This is a genomic window from Albidovulum denitrificans (genome assembly GCF_002973535.1).
GTDB classification, from domain to species: domain Bacteria; phylum Pseudomonadota; class Alphaproteobacteria; order Rhodobacterales; family Rhodobacteraceae; genus Albidovulum; species Albidovulum denitrificans.
Genome location: NZ_PVEP01000001.1, coordinates 189,813 through 203,697 on the forward strand (window position 1 = coordinate 189,813; position 13,885 = coordinate 203,697).

Below are 13,885 nucleotides of genomic sequence, written 5' to 3' on the forward strand. Positions count from 1 at the left end.
TCAGGCCGCCGCGCTGTCCACGCGGTCAAGCGCGGCGCCGATGCGGATCACCTCATGCAGCTTGCGGCCCGGGGTCAGGCGGCCCAGCCCCGGGCGCCCGATCAGCCCCGCCGGGACCGATGTGGCCGCCGCCAGCGCCTCGGCCAGGGGAACGCCGACCGTATCGGTCAGCACCCGCACGGCCGTGGTCAGGTCCAGATCGGCCCCCGCCAGCGTGCCGTCCTGAAGCGTCAGGCGGCCGCCCTCACGCCGGATCGCCCGGCCTTCCAGCGCGAATTCGGTCGCGTCGGTCCCGGCCACCGCCATCGCGTCGCTGACAAGGAACAGCTTGCCCGGCCCGGTCTTGGCCGCCCATGCGGCGCGCAGCGACTGCGGGTGAACATGGATGCCATCCGCGATCACCCCGGCGGACACCGCGCCATGCGCCAGCGCCGCGCCGACCAGTCCGGGTTCGCGATTGCCAAGCTGGCTCATCGCGTTGAAAAGATGGGTGACACAGCGCGCCCCGGCGGCGACGTAGCGCGCGCAGGTGTCGAAACCCGCATCCGTATGGCCAAGCGAGACCAGCACACCGGCGCGTGACAGGGCATGGACCTGCTCTACCGTCACGCTTTCCGGCGCGAGGGTGATTTTCAGGACCGGCAGGTCCTGAGCGGCGGCCAGCAACATCTCCAGATCGGCGGCCTCCATCGGCCGGATCAGGCCGGCGTCATGCGCGCCCTTGCGGGCCTGCGACAGATGCGGGCCTTCCAGATGCAGCCCGGCGATGCCCGGCACGCCCTCACGCACCGCCTGACGGGCGGCGGCGATGGCGGCGCGGGATTTTTCGGCCGTATCGGTGATCAGCGTCGGCAACAGCGCCGCGACGCCAAGCCCGCGATGGGCGCCCGCGATCCGGTGCAGCGTTTCAACCGAGGGCGCGTCGTTCAGCATCACCCCGCCGCCGCCGTTCACCTGCAAATCGACATAGCCGGGCGACAGGATGTCGCCCTCCAGGTCCACGACCGCGCCCGCGCGGCCGACCTCTGCCTCGGGGCCAAGGGCCACCAGCGCGCCGTCTTCAAAGCGCGCCGCCAGCCCGCCGCGCAGCGTCGTGCCGTCGAAGACCGGGCCGTTCAGGAAGGTCAGGCTGTGCAGGGTCATACCGTCTCCGTCACCTTGTTCAGATGGCGCGGGCGGTCGGGGTCGATGCCGCGCCGCACCGCGACCGCCTCGACCATGCCGTAGAAGGACACGATGGACGCGACCGGGTCGGTCAGCCAGTGGTCGGTGCGCACATGGGGCAGGCAGGTGGCCCGCGTCACCCGGTCGGTCGTGGCAAAGACGCGGGCGCCCTTGGCGGCCAGTTCGTCCGCCGTCGCGGCCAGCGTGTCCTCCGCTGCGTCGCGGGCGGCGAAGGCGATGGCGGGGAAGCCCTGTTCGACGATGGAGACGGGTCCATGCAGCACCTCGGCCGAGGAATAGCTTTCGGCGTGGATCAGGCAGGTTTCCTTGAATTTCAGCGCCGCCTCGTTCGACACGGCCAGCGATGGCCCGCGCCCCAGCGTGAAGAGCGACCGCCCGTCGATCGCATCGGCCGCCGCCGACCAGTCGCAGCGGGTGGCGTCCTCCAGATGGCGGGGCAGGGCGCGGATCGCCCCCAGAAGGTCGCGGTCATCCCGGATCGCGGCCAGAAGCCACAACCCCGCCACCAGCGAGGTGACGAAGGTCTTGGTCGCCGCCACGCTGATCTCTGGCCCCGCATGGATCGGCAGCGTCGCCCCGGCGGCCGCGGCAAGGCGCGAGGCCGGGTTGTTGGTGATCGCCACGGTCAGCGCGCCGGAGCGGCCAAGCGCCTCGGTCATGCTGACGATGTCCGGGCTTTGCCCCGATTGCGAAATGGCGATGCAAAGCGCGCCTTCCGCGTTCAGATCGGCGCCGTAGATCGAGGTCACGGATGGCCCGACCGAGGCCATGGGACGGCGCAGCAAAAGCTCACTGGCATATTTCAGGTAGGAACAGGCATGGTCCGAGGATCCCCGCGCGACGGAGACAAGGAAGCGCGGGTTCAGCTCGCGGGCCTTGGCGGCGGTGGCGGCGATCTCTGCCGCGCCATGGGTCAACAGCCGGTCGACGGCGGCCGGAATCTCAAGGATCTCCTGACGCATCAGGGTGGGTTGGGTGGACATGGTCTGGCAGCCTTTCCTTGTCACAGGCGCAGTTCGGCCACGAAGTCGTAGGCGTCGCCGCGATAGAGCGAATGGGTCAGTTCCGCGACCCGTCCGGTCGCGAGATAGGAGGTGCGCGCGATGCTGAGGCCCGCCGCCCCCTCGGCCACGCCCAGAAGGGCTGCTTCGCGCGCCTCGAGGTTGATGGCAGAGATTTTCTGCACCGCCCGGACCGGGCGATTGCCAAGCCGGTCGAGAACCTCGTAAAGCGAGGTCGTGACCTCGATCGGGTTTGGCAGGATGTCGAGCGGCAGCGCCGCGCGTTCCAGCGCCATCGGCCGCCCCCCGGCCTCACGCAGGCGGCTGATGCGGGCGACATTGTCGCCGGCGGCCAGCCCGAAGGCCGCGATTTCCTCGGCCGAGGCCATGAAGACCCCGCGTTCGAGCCAGGTGGAGGTCGTCTCCATCCCGCGCCGGGCCATGTCCTCGGTGAAGGAGGTCAGGTGCGACAGTGATTGCTCCATCCGGGTGACCGCCTCGCGCACGAAGGACCCCGATCCCTGGCGCTGTTCGATCAGCCCCTCGCGCACCAGCCCCTGAATGGCCTTGCGCACGGTGACGCGCGACAGTTCCGTCAGTTCCGCGATCTCGCGTTCCGGCGGCAGCGAGGAATTGGGCGGCAGCGCGCCGCTTTCGATACCCTCGATCAGGCGGCGGCGCAGTTGCACATAGCGCGGCCCCTCGCCAGAGCCGAGCCAGTTTTCCGGGCGCAGGAAGTCAGCGGCGCTCATCGGCATTCTCCCTTGCGAACTCCCGCGCCAGCGCCAGCGCGCCGTCCATCGGTGCGCCTTCGGGCGCGATCAGGGCGGCCTGCATAGCTCGGGGCAGGTAGCGGGCATAGTGCGGGCCGATGCCGCCGGTCAGGCAGATCGCCATCCCCGGCACCCAGCCCATCTGCGGAACCAGCGTCGCGATCTCCGCCGCGCCGCTGGCCATGACGTCAAGCGCAACCGCGTCGCCGGTGTCGGCATATTCGGTCACCAAAGGCGCCAGCGCGCCGAAATCCGACGGCCGCGCGTGGCGCGCGAAGCGGACGATGCCGGGATGCCCGTCGAGGTCTGTCAAAAGCCGGTCGGCCAGGGGCGTGCGGTCGCGCAACCCGTCGATACAGTCGAGCGTCACGCGCAGCGCCTCGCGCCCGATCCAGCGGGCCGAGGCCTGATCGCCAAGGATCGCCCCCCAGCCGCCCGCGAACCGCATCGCGCCGCCGATCTGCGACGCAAAGAACGATCCGGTTCCGCAATGGGCGACAACACCGTCCCGCTGCCCCAGCGCGCCGCGCAGGGCGGCGGGGCGGTCATCCTCGACCCGCAGCGTGGTCAGGGGCAGGGCGTTGCGGAACCGGGTGCGAATGTCCTCGCCAATGATGCCCGCAAGACCCAGGAAGGCGGGCAGGGGGTGAAGTGCCGCGACCGGAACCCCGGCCTTCTGCGCCAGCTGGTCCAGCCCCGCGACCAGTTGCGCGACGGAGCCGTCGAAATCGGTCGAGACATTGGCCGGGCCGGTTTCGACCATGTGCCGCGCGCGCCCGTCATCCAGCGCCACCCGGCACCGGGTTCCGCCGCCATCCACGGCGATGATCGCGTTGGTCAGGGACTCGTTCATGAAAAGACCATTATAATACCTATCGAAAGAACGAAAGCGAAAAGCGAACCAATGGCGGAATTTTATCGCGGAAAACCAAACCTATCCGCCGCAAATACGGAAAGTCTGGACAAAAGGTATCAAATAGGTATGCTTTGCGGAATTCCAGGGGGGAATCAGGTGCAACGACGCGCGACAGAAGATCTGCATGACATGGCCGCAGGGCTGGACCAGCGGCCACGGGCCGAGGTTGCGGCCCTTCTGGCCGATGGCCAGATCGCCGCGGCCGCAGCGGTTCGCGTGGCGCTGCCCCGGATCGTGGCGGGGGCGACCGCGATGGCCGTCTCGATAACCCGGGGCGCAAGGCTGCACTATGTCGCGGCCGGGTCATCCGGCCTCATGGCGGCGGCCGATGCGCAGGAACTGGGCGGCACCTTCTCCATCCCCGCCGATCAGCTGCGCATTCACATGGCGGGCGGGTTGCCGACCGGGGTCGAGATGCCCGGCGGGACCGAGGACGATACTGAAAGCCTTGGCGCGGTGCTGGCCGATCTGGACGCCGACGATACCCTCATCGCCGTTTCCGCCAGCGGCACCACACCCTATACGCTCGCCGCGGTGAAGATCGCCCGCGATAAGGGCGCGACCGTGATCGGCATCGCCAACAACGCCGATACGCCGCTCTTGCAGGACGCCCATCACGCCATCCTGCTGCCGACCCCGGCCGAGGTCCTGTCCGGTTCCACCCGGATGGGCGCGGGGACGGCGCAGAAGATCGCGCTGAACATGCTGTCCACCCTGATGGCGGTGGAGCTTGGGGCGATCCATGACGGGATGATGGTCAACCTGCGCGCCGACAATGCCAAGCTGCGCGCCCGCGCGACGGGCATCGTGGCCCAGATCGCCAAGGTCGACAGCGCGGTCGCCGAGGCGGCGCTGGATGCCGCCGACGGCGTCGTGAAACCCGCCACCCTGATTGCTGCGGGGGGCATTTCACCCGCCGAGGCGGCGGAACTTCTGACACAGACCCACGGAAACCTTCGTGCCGCGCTGAAGCGGCTTGGGTGACTACCTCTTTCAACAGGGAGAAGACGAGATGAAACATACCACATTCAGGATGGCGCTCCTGACCACCGCGCTGGTGGCGAGTGGCGCGCAGGCGCAGGATGTCACGCTGACCATCGAAAGCTGGCGCAACGACGACCTCGCGCTTTGGCAGGACAAGATCATCCCGGCGTTCGAGGCCAGCCATCCCGGCATCAAGGTCCAGTTCACGCCGACCGCGCCGACCGAATATGACGCAGCACTTGGCGCGAAGCTTGCCGCCAACTCCGCCGGCGACCTCATCACCTGCCGCCCCTTCGACAAGTCGCTTGAGCTTTACAAGGCGGGCCAGCTGACCGACCTCAGCGATCTTGAGGCGATGTCGAACTTCTCGGACGTGGCCAAGGCCGCCTGGCAGACCGATGACGGGTCGGCCACCTTCTGCGTCCCCATGGCCTCCGTCATCCACGGCTTCATCTACAACAAGGACGCCTTCGCCGAGCTGGGGCTTGAGGTGCCGACCACCGAGGACGAATTCTTCGCCCTCCTCGACAAGATCAAGGAAGACGGCACCTATATCCCGATGGCGATGGGGACCAACGACCAGTGGGAAGCCGCGACGATGGGCTACAACAATATCGGCCCGACCTACTGGAAGGGCGAGGAGGGGCGGATCGCCCTAATCAAGGGCGAACAGAAGCTGACCGATCCGCAATGGGTCGAACCCTATGCCACGCTGCACAAATGGGCGCCCTATCTTGGCGACAGCTATGAGGCGCAGACCTATCCCGACAGCCAGAACCTGTTCACGCTGGGCCGCGCGGCGATCTACCCGGCCGGGTCCTGGGAAATCTCCGGCTTCAACGCGCAGGCCGATTTCGAGATGGGCGCCTTCAAGCCGCCAGTCAGGACGGCGGGCGACACCTGCTATATCTCCGACCACACCGACGTCGGCATCGGCATGAACGCCGCCAGCGCCAACCCGGAAGCCGCGCGCGCCTTCCTGTCCTGGGTCGCGAGCCCCGAATTCGCCGATATCTTCGGCAACGCGCTGCCGGGCTTCTTCCCGCTGTCGAACGCGCCGGTGGAACTGACCGATCCGCTGGCGAAGGAATTCGTCAGCTGGCGGGGGGAGTGTGAACGCACGATCCGTTCCACCTACCAGATCCTGTCGCGCGGCACCCCGAACCTTGAAAACGAAACCTGGGGCGCCTCGGTCGCCGCGATCAAGGGGACCATGACGCCCGAAGAGATCGGAGCGAAGCTCCAGGCGGGCCTCGACAGCTGGTACACGCCGCAGAACTGATCCTCTGCCACAGACCCGTCCGGGCGGATCGCGCCGCCCGGACACCCAACCCGGAGGCCCCCATGTCGCGCCCACGCATCCGCTGGCACATCTTCGTGTTCCTGGCGCCCGCCGTCGCCATCTACACCGCCGTGATGATCGTTCCGATCGTCAACACGCTGCGCCTGGCGCTTTACACGCGGGTCGATCAGGACCGGGTCTTTGCCGGGCTCGACAATTTCCGCACGCTGTTCTTCGACCCGCTCTGGGCCGGGCATTTCTGGAACGCGCTTGGCAACAACTTCTGGTTCTTCCTCATTCACATGCTGGTGCAGAACCCCATCGGCATCGCCCTTGCCGCGATCCTCAGCCATCCGCGCCTGCGCTTTGCCGCGCTTTACCGCTCTGCCATCTTCGTGCCGACGATCCTGTCCTTCGTGATCGTGGGTTTCGCGTGGAAGCTGATCCTGTCGCCGATCTGGGGCATCGCGCCCTCGATGCTGGACGCGGTCGGGCTGAAATCGCTTTTCGCGCCATGGCTGGGGCGCGAGGAATACGCGCTGACCACCCTTGCGCTGATCTCCGTCTGGCAGTTCGTCGGCATCCCGATGATGCTGATCTACGCGGCACTCCTGTCGATCCCGGACGAAATCCTTGAGGCGGGCGAGGTCGACGGCATCACCGGCATGGCGGCCTTCTGGAAGATCAAGCTGCCGCTGATCCTGCCCTCGATCGGCATCATCTCCATCCTGACCTTTGTCGGCAATTTCAACGCCTTCGACCTGATCTATGCATCGCAGGGCGCGCTGGCGGGGCCGGATTTCGCGACCGACATCCTTGGCACCTTCATGTATCGCACCTTCTTCGGCTTCCAGCTGCAACTGGGCGACCCGCATATGGGATCGGCCATCGCCAGCGCCATGTTCGCGATCATCCTCGTCGGTGTCTGCCTTTACCTTTACGCCATCCAGTCCCGGATGCGCCGCTATCAGCTTTAAGGGGGCGCCATGAACAAGGCCCGCACCAACCCCGCGAACACCATCGCCATGCACGGCGCGCTGATCGCCTATACGCTGATCGCGCTCTTCCCGGTCTTCGTGATCCTCGTCAACAGCTTCAAGACCCGCAAGGCGATCTTCCGCGAACCGCTGGCGCTGCCCGATGCCGACAGCTTCTCGCTTTCCGGCTATCAGACGGTGCTGAAGCAGGGGGACTTCTTCCTCTATTTCCAGAACTCGATGATTGTCACGCTGGCCTCGCTGTTCTTCATCCTCCTCTTCGGCGCCATGGCGGCCTATGCGCTGTCCGAATACCGCTTTCGCGGCGGCAAGTTCCTCGGCCTCTACCTCGCCCTTGGCATCATGATCCCGATCCGCATCGGCACCGTGGCGATCCTTGAGATGATGGTGGCGACCGGGCTTGTGAACACCCACTGGGCGCTGATCCTCGTCTACACCGCGCAAGGCCTGCCGCTGGCGGTCTTCATCCTGACCGAATTCATGCGCCAGGTTTCCGACGACCTGAAGAACGCGGGGCGGATCGACGGGCTGTCGGAATACACGATCTTCTTCCGCCTCGTCCTGCCCCTGGTGCGCCCGGCGATGGCGACGGTGGCGGTCTTCAACATGATCCCGATCTGGAACGACCTCTGGTTCCCGCTGATCCTGGCCCCGGCCGAGGCGACAAAGACGCTGACGCTTGGCAGCCAGGTCTTCATCGGCCAGTTCGTGACCGACTGGAACGCCGTCCTCTCGGCGCTGAGCTTCGCCATCCTGCCGGTGCTGGTCCTTTATGTGATCTTCTCGCGCCAATTGATCCGCGGCATCACCTCGGGGGCGGTGAAATGACCGGCCCCGCCCTGACCGCCACCGCCAACCGCCGCCCCGTTTCGCCCAAGGAGCCCGTGCAATGACCGCCCTGACCCTGACCCATGTGAGCAAGTCCTTCGGCGCCGTCGATGTCCTCAAAGACATCAGCCTGAGCGTCGAGGAGGGGGAATTCGTGGTTTTCGTCGGCCCCTCGGGCTGTGGCAAGTCCACGCTCTTGCGTGTCATCGCGGGGCTTGAGGATGCGACGGCGGGCGAGGTGCGTATCGGCGGCGACCTTGTCAACCGCACGCCGCCCTCGAAGCGCGGCATCGCGATGGTGTTTCAGTCCTACGCGCTTTACCCGCATCTGAACGTGCGCAAGAACATGACGCTCGCGCTGCGGCAGGAAGGCCAGCCGAAGGAGGTGATCGAGGAGCGTGTCGCCAATGCGTCGCGAATGCTGAACCTCGACCCCTATCTGGACCGCTACCCCTCGGAGCTTTCGGGCGGGCAGCGCCAGCGGGTCGCCATCGGGCGGGCCATCGTGCGCCAGCCGAAGCTGTTTTTGTTCGACGAACCCTTGTCGAACCTCGACGCGGCGCTGCGGATGAACACGCGGATCGAGATCGCGAACCTGCACCGGCAGCTTTCGGCCTCGATGATCTACGTCACCCATGACCAGACCGAGGCGATGACGCTGGCCGACAAGATCGTCGTTCTGCGCGACGGCCGGGTCGAACAGATCGGCACCCCGATGGAGCTTTACAACAACCCCGCCAACCAGTTCGTCGCGGGCTTTCTCGGCTCTCCTTCGATGAACTTCTTCCCGGCGGGGCTGGTGAACGAAGGCGATGCCCGCACCATGGGTATCCGGCCCGAGGACCTGTTCCTGTCCGACACCGGCCCGCTGGGCGCGCGGGTGGTCCATGTCGAACATCTGGGCGGCGATACCAACGTGATCGCGGATGTGCAGAGCCACCAGATCACCGCGCGGCTTTTCGGCCAGCATGGGATCGAGACGGGGCAGGCGCTGCGGCTGGGTTTCAAGCCCGACAAGATCTATCACTTCGACGCGGGCGGCCTCCCCGCCTGAGCGGCGGACGGTCGCGGGGGCGGTGGCCTCATGCCGCCCCCGCAACTGGTCCCCCCCCAACTGACCGTTGTCATTCCCGCAAAGCGCGGTAGCTTGGTCTGGAAACCCCCGCCCCAAGGGCGGCCGACCCAGGAGCAAGACCCCGTGAAGACCTTTTTCAGCGAAGAACATCGCCGCCATTTCCCGCAAGCGGAGCTGAGCGGGGGGCAGTTCGTCACGCCCTATGAACGGCCCAGTCGGGTGGAATACGTCCTCGCCCGCCTGAAGGAGAGGGGGATGACCGACATCGTCGCCCCCGGTGCGCCGGACATGGCGGCGATCCGGGCGCTGTGCGCGCCCGACTACCTCGACTTCCTCGAAAACGCATGGGCGGAATGGAAGGCCGAGGGCATGGCGGGGGAGATCATCGCCGCCAACTTCCCGGCCCGGCGAATGCAGGCGGGCCGCCCGCCGCGCAATATCGACGGCAAGGTCGGCTATTACGCTCTGGCCTCGGAAACCGCGATGACGGGGGGGACATGGGCGGCGGCGCTGTCCTCTGCCGCCTCGGCGCAGGCGGCGCAGGCCCATGTCGCGGGCGGGGCGAAATCGGCCTTCGCGCTGTGCCGCCCGCCGGGGCATCACGCCACGGCCGATATGTATGGCGGCTACTGCTTCATCAACAACGCCGCCCTGGTGGCCGAGGCGTTCCGCCGCGACGGGGCAGGGCGGGTCGCCATCCTCGACATCGACTTTCACCACGGCAACGGTACGCAGGACATCTTCTACGACCGGGGCGACATCTTCTTTGCCTCGCTCCACGGCGCGCCCGAGGATGCGTTCCCCTATTTCCTGGGATTCGCCGATGAAACGGGCGTCGGCGCGGGTGAGGGGACGACGGCGAATTACCCGATGCTGCCCGGCACAGGCTATGGCCCGTGGTCGGCGGCGCTGGACGATGCCATCGCCCGCATCCGCGCCTTCGGCGCCGAGGCGCTGGTGGTGTCGCTCGGGGTCGATGCCTACAAGGACGACCCGATCAGCTTCTTCAAGCTCGACAGCCCCGATTTCATGGATGCGGGCCGCCGGATCGGCACGCTTGGTCTGCCCACCGTCTTCTGCATGGAGGGCGGCTATGCGATCGAGGCGGTCGGCGTGAACGCGGTCAACGTGCTGGAGGGCTATCAGGATGCGTGAGGTCGCCATTGCCGTCACCCAGTTCGCACCCGTCGCCGACCACGCCGCCAATGCCGACCGGGCCGAGGCGCTCGTCCGCCGCGCGGCGGCCGAAGGCGGGCAGGTGATCCTGTTGCAGGAACTGTTCCACGGCCCTTATTTCTGCATCACCCAGGACCCGCGCTATTTCGACTGGGCCGGGCCGGTCGAAGGTCATCCGCTGATCGCTCGCTTCGCCGCGCTGGCGAGCGAACTGGGTGTCGTCCTGCCGGTGTCGTTCTTCGAACGCGCGGGGCAGGCCTATTTCAACTCCATCGCCATCGTCGATGCCGACGGACGCCTCCTTGGCATCTACCGCAAAAGCCATATCCCGCAGGGGCCGGGGTATGAGGAGAAGTTCTATTTCTCCCCCGGCGATACCGGCTTTCGCGTGTGGGAGACGGCCTTTGGCCGTGTCGGCGTCGGCATCTGCTGGGACCAGTGGTTCCCCGAAGCGGCGCGCGCCATGGCGCTGATGGGGGCGGAGATGCTGCTTTATCCCACCGCCATCGGCAGTGAGCCGCCCGCGCCGGGTTACGACAGCCAGCCGCATTGGGAAACCGTCATGCGCGGCCATGCGGCGGCCAATATCATGCCGCTGGCGGCGTCGAACCGGGTCGGGACGGAAGTGCAGGACGGGGTGGACGTGGCCTTTTACGGCACCTCCTTCATCGCCGATCAGACCGGGCAAAAGGTCGTGCAGGCGGGCCGTGAGGGCGAAGAGGTCCTGACCGCCCGCTTCGATCTGGACGCGGTGGCGGAATTGCGCCGCAGCTGGGGTCTGTTCCGCGACCGGCGGCCGGGGCTTTACCGCGCGCTTGGCGGCTTTGACGGCGGCTGAGGCGGCGGAAAAGGCGGGGCCGCGCAAGGCCCCGCCGGTGATTTACTTCCGAAGCGTGATTTACTTCTGAAGCTCGGTCCAGATCGCGGTGTAGTATTCCTGCGCCTTGGGCGAGCAGGTCGGCAGGAAGTGACCGGCGGACTTGAATTCCTCCGGGATATTGATCTCGGGCGCGTCCTTCATATCCTCGGGCATGAAGTCCCCGGACCCGGCGATGCCGTTGGCATAGCGCGCGAAGGCGGAAATCATCGCGGCATTCTCCGGCACCATGATGAAGTCGAGGAACTTGTAGGCCTCATCCACGTTCTCCGCGTCCGACAGCAGCGCCACCTGGTCCATCCACAGCGGATAGCCCTCTTTCGGATAGCCGTAATGGACCTTGTCGTTCTTCAGCCGCGCGCGAAAGATCGCGCCGTTCCAGTAGACCGAGGCCATGACATCGTTCGAGGCCATCTTTTCGGTCATGCCATAATCCATCGACTGCCAGTTCGGCTTGGCGGCGATCAGCGCGTCGCGGACCTTTTTCAGCACCTCGGTATCCTCGGTGCAGGGCTCGCCGCCGACATACATCAGCGCCAGCGACAGGATGTCGTTCATCTCGGGCGTCACGTTGACCTTGCCGACCAGTTCTTCCGGCGTGTCCATGAAGATGGCCGAGGTGTTGATGTCGCCCGAATAGGCGTCAGAGTTCACGGCGATCCCGGTCGATCCCCATTGCCACGGCACGGTGTATGCCCGGCCCGGATCGTAAGGCACGTCCAGCCATTCCGGCGCGATATTGCCGTGATTGGACAGCTTCGACATGTCGAGCTTCTGGATCAGGCCCTTTTCGACGTAGATCGGAACATAGTTGGCGGACGGCACGACAAGGTCGAACCCGGCGCCGCCGGCCTCGATCTTGGCAAGGGCGGCGTCGTTGGAATCGTAATCCGTGACGGTCACCTTGATGCCGGTCTCTTCCTCGAACTTCTTCAAAAGCTCGGGGCTGGTGTAGTCGCCCCAGTTGAAGAGCTGAAGCTCCCCCTCGGCATGGGCGATCGCGGTTCCGGCCATCAAAAGGGCAATCGTCGATAGTACGGTCTTCATCGTAACCTCCAGGTTGGTTCTTTCTTGGTTTGTCGTTCAGTCGCGCTTCCGGGTCAGCAGGAAGAACAGCGTCAGCATGATCACTGTCAGCAACAGCAAAAGCGCCGAAATCGCGTTGACGTCGGGCGGGACCGAGCGGCGGATCTGCGCCAGCATATAGGTTGGCAGCGTGTCCTGACCGGCCGATTTCACGAACAGGGTGATGACCACGTCGTCCAGCGAGGTCACGAAGGCCAGCATCATCCCCGCGACGATGCCGGGCAGCAAAAGCGGCAGCGTGACATAGCGGAAGGCCTGCCAGTTGCTTGCGTAAAGATCGGCGGCGGCGACCTCAAGCGTCTTGTCCATCCCCTCAAGCCGGGCGCGGATCGGCAGATAGGCGAAGGGGATGCAAAAGGCCGAATGCGCGGCGATCAGGTAGCCAAGGCCCTGATAGCCGGTCGCCACCTTGATCGCGGCGAAGAAGATCAGAAGCGCCACCGCCGTCACGATTTCCGGCACCATCAGGGGCTGGTTGATCATCAGGTAAATCAGCGTCTGGCCCTTGGTTTTCTTGCGCCGGGTCGTGCCAAGGGCCGCCATCGTCGCGACCGTGGTGGCCACGACGGAGGCGACCAGCGCGATGGTGAGCGAGCGCAGCGTGACATCCCGGACCTGCTCGTTGCTCCAGGCCAGCGGATACCATTTCAGTGAAAACCCTTCCCACACCGCGACGCTGTCGCCGCTGTTGAAGGAATAAAGGACCAGCATGACGATGGGCAGGTAGAGCGCGCAGAAGACCAGGATGGCGGTCGTGGCAAAGCCGGGGATGCGCGAGGCGGAAAAGCTTTTCTCAGCCATTGCTGTCACTCCGCGTTGCGGCGCGCACATAGAACATCAGCGCCACCGTGACGATCACCAGAAGCAGCACCGACAGCGCGGCGCCAAGCGGCCAGTTGCGGCCCTGCCCGAACTGAAGCTCGATGAAGTTGCCGATCATCATGTTGCGCCCTCCGCCCAGGATGCGCGGCGTCACATAGGCCCCAAGCGCCGGGATGAAGACAAGGATCGACCCCGCGATCACCCCCGGCTTGACGATGGGCAGGATCACCCGTCTCAGCACCTGCCAGCGTGAGGCATAGAGGTCGTAGGCGGCTTCCAGCAGGCGCATGTCGAAACGGTCGATGGCGGCGAAAAGCGGCAGCACCATCAGCGGCAGGTAGACATAGGTCATGCCGATGAAGACCGCGACATTGGTGTAGATGATGACCAGCGGTTCGTCGATCACGCCAAGCGACAGAAGGGCCGTGTTCAAAAGCCCCTCGTTCCGAATGATCTGGTTGATCGCGATGGTACGGATCAGAAGGTTGGTCCAGAACGGGATGGTGATGAGGAACAGCAAAAGCGCCCGCGTCCGCGCCGTCCGCGTGGCGATGAACCAGGCCGTCGGAAAGCCGACGAGGAAGGTAAAAAGCGTCGTCAGAAGCGATAGCTGCACCGAGCGCCAGAAGATCGTCAGATGCGCGTCGGCCAGGCTGTAGGTGCCGTCGAAGATGTCGCGCGACAGGATGGTGCCGATCCAGGCGTCGGGCGAGAATTCCCAGATCACATTGCCGTATTTGCCGGGCGTCAGGAACGAATAGACCAGCATGATGATGAGCGGCCCGGACGCCGCGAACAAGAGCAGCACCAGCGCGGGCGCCGACAGAAGCCAGGTCGATCGAGTCTCGGTTCGGGCTGCCTTGTCCTCTGCCTTGCTCACCG

Annotated in this window: 14 protein-coding genes; 7 read left to right on the top strand and 7 right to left on the bottom strand. The window is 65.8% G+C overall.

The genetic code is table 11. From position 1 onward, the window contains the following. From nagA to LX70_RS00950, 4 genes are read right to left on the bottom strand one after another with little or no spacing between them, the layout of a single operon-like run. Positions 1-1,143 carry an N-acetylglucosamine-6-phosphate deacetylase gene (nagA, locus tag LX70_RS00935; RefSeq protein ID WP_105512665.1) on the bottom strand — a complete coding sequence of 381 codons (1,143 nt, stop codon included), beginning with the start codon at positions 1,141-1,143 and terminating at the stop codon, positions 1-3. Then, positions 1,140-2,168 carry an SIS domain-containing protein gene (locus tag LX70_RS00940; RefSeq protein WP_105512666.1) on the bottom strand — a complete coding sequence of 343 codons (1,029 nt, stop codon included), beginning with the start codon at positions 2,166-2,168 and terminating at the stop codon, positions 1,140-1,142. The genes nagA and LX70_RS00940 overlap by 4 nt, the downstream gene beginning before the upstream one ends. Before the next feature lie 20 nt (positions 2,169-2,188). Then, positions 2,189-2,938, bottom strand: coding sequence for a GntR family transcriptional regulator (locus LX70_RS00945; protein WP_105512667.1), 750 nt, complete (start codon positions 2,936-2,938; stop codon positions 2,189-2,191). Beyond that, positions 2,925-3,812: a glucosamine kinase nucleotide-binding domain-containing protein gene (locus LX70_RS00950; protein WP_105512668.1), complete on the bottom strand. Its 888-nt coding sequence runs from the start codon at positions 3,810-3,812 to the stop codon at positions 2,925-2,927. Before LX70_RS00950 ends, LX70_RS00945 begins: the two co-directional genes overlap by 14 nt. A 159-nt stretch (positions 3,813-3,971) precedes the next feature. Between LX70_RS00950 and LX70_RS00955 the strand changes: the two genes are divergently transcribed. From LX70_RS00955 to aguB, 7 genes are all read left to right on the top strand, one after another. Next, positions 3,972-4,859: an N-acetylmuramic acid 6-phosphate etherase gene (locus LX70_RS00955; RefSeq protein ID WP_245884887.1), complete on the top strand. Its 888-nt coding sequence runs from the start codon at positions 3,972-3,974 to the stop codon at positions 4,857-4,859. 28 nt (positions 4,860-4,887) lie between these two features. Continuing rightward, complete coding sequence (locus tag LX70_RS00960) at positions 4,888-6,141, top strand: ABC transporter substrate-binding protein (RefSeq protein WP_105512670.1); 1,254 nt, start codon at positions 4,888-4,890, stop codon at positions 6,139-6,141. Between the two features lie 62 nt (positions 6,142-6,203). After that, positions 6,204-7,118 (top strand): carbohydrate ABC transporter permease, encoded by a 915-nt coding sequence (locus LX70_RS00965; RefSeq protein ID WP_105512671.1) that lies wholly within the window; start codon positions 6,204-6,206, stop codon positions 7,116-7,118. A 9-nt stretch (positions 7,119-7,127) separates the two neighbouring features. Beyond that, positions 7,128-7,967: a carbohydrate ABC transporter permease gene (locus tag LX70_RS00970; RefSeq protein WP_105512672.1), complete on the top strand. Its 840-nt coding sequence runs from the start codon at positions 7,128-7,130 to the stop codon at positions 7,965-7,967. Between the two features lie 61 nt (positions 7,968-8,028). Then, a complete protein-coding gene (locus tag LX70_RS00975; RefSeq protein WP_105512673.1) occupies positions 8,029-9,021 on the top strand; it encodes an ABC transporter ATP-binding protein in 993 nt (330 codons plus the stop codon). A gap of 144 nt (positions 9,022-9,165) precedes the next feature. Next, positions 9,166-10,197: a histone deacetylase family protein gene (locus LX70_RS00980; RefSeq protein ID WP_105513531.1), complete on the top strand. Its 1,032-nt coding sequence runs from the start codon at positions 9,166-9,168 to the stop codon at positions 10,195-10,197. Beyond that, positions 10,190-11,056 carry an N-carbamoylputrescine amidase gene (gene aguB, locus LX70_RS00985; RefSeq protein ID WP_105512674.1) on the top strand — a complete coding sequence of 289 codons (867 nt, stop codon included), beginning with the start codon at positions 10,190-10,192 and terminating at the stop codon, positions 11,054-11,056. Before LX70_RS00980 ends, aguB begins: the two co-directional genes overlap by 8 nt. 60 nt (positions 11,057-11,116) lie before the next feature. Here the strand turns inward: aguB and LX70_RS00990 are convergent, their stop codons facing one another. From LX70_RS00990 to LX70_RS01000, 3 genes are read right to left on the bottom strand one after another with little or no spacing between them, the layout of a single operon-like run. Beyond that, positions 11,117-12,142, bottom strand: coding sequence for an extracellular solute-binding protein (locus LX70_RS00990; protein ID WP_105512675.1), 1,026 nt, complete (start codon positions 12,140-12,142; stop codon positions 11,117-11,119). A 36-nt stretch (positions 12,143-12,178) separates the two neighbouring features. Then, the gene (locus LX70_RS00995; RefSeq protein WP_105512676.1) at positions 12,179-12,982 is read right to left on the bottom strand and encodes an ABC transporter permease; all 804 of its coding nucleotides are present in this window, start codon (positions 12,980-12,982) and stop codon (positions 12,179-12,181) included. Next, the gene (locus tag LX70_RS01000; protein WP_170076090.1) at positions 12,975-13,883 is read right to left on the bottom strand and encodes an ABC transporter permease; all 909 of its coding nucleotides are present in this window, start codon (positions 13,881-13,883) and stop codon (positions 12,975-12,977) included. Before LX70_RS01000 ends, LX70_RS00995 begins: the two co-directional genes overlap by 8 nt. Between the last annotated feature and the right edge of the window lie 2 nt (positions 13,884-13,885).

Coding starts and splice junctions, on each gene's coding strand:
- nagA (WP_105512665.1), bottom strand. CDS start 1,143: ATGACCCTGCACAGCCTGACCTTCCTGAACGGCCCGGTCTTCGACGGC.
- LX70_RS00940 (WP_105512666.1), bottom strand. CDS start 2,168: ATGTCCACCCAACCCACCCTGATGCGTCAGGAGATCCTTGAGATTCCG.
- LX70_RS00945 (WP_105512667.1), bottom strand. CDS start 2,938: ATGAGCGCCGCTGACTTCCTGCGCCCGGAAAACTGGCTCGGCTCTGGC.
- LX70_RS00950 (WP_105512668.1), bottom strand. CDS start 3,812: ATGAACGAGTCCCTGACCAACGCGATCATCGCCGTGGATGGCGGCGGA.
- LX70_RS00960 (WP_105512670.1), top strand. CDS start 4,888: ATGAAACATACCACATTCAGGATGGCGCTCCTGACCACCGCGCTGGTG.
- LX70_RS00965 (WP_105512671.1), top strand. CDS start 6,204: ATGTCGCGCCCACGCATCCGCTGGCACATCTTCGTGTTCCTGGCGCCC.
- LX70_RS00970 (WP_105512672.1), top strand. CDS start 7,128: ATGAACAAGGCCCGCACCAACCCCGCGAACACCATCGCCATGCACGGC.
- LX70_RS00975 (WP_105512673.1), top strand. CDS start 8,029: ATGACCGCCCTGACCCTGACCCATGTGAGCAAGTCCTTCGGCGCCGTC.
- aguB (WP_105512674.1), top strand. CDS start 10,190: ATGCGTGAGGTCGCCATTGCCGTCACCCAGTTCGCACCCGTCGCCGAC.
- LX70_RS00990 (WP_105512675.1), bottom strand. CDS start 12,142: ATGAAGACCGTACTATCGACGATTGCCCTTTTGATGGCCGGAACCGCG.
- LX70_RS00995 (WP_105512676.1), bottom strand. CDS start 12,982: ATGGCTGAGAAAAGCTTTTCCGCCTCGCGCATCCCCGGCTTTGCCACG.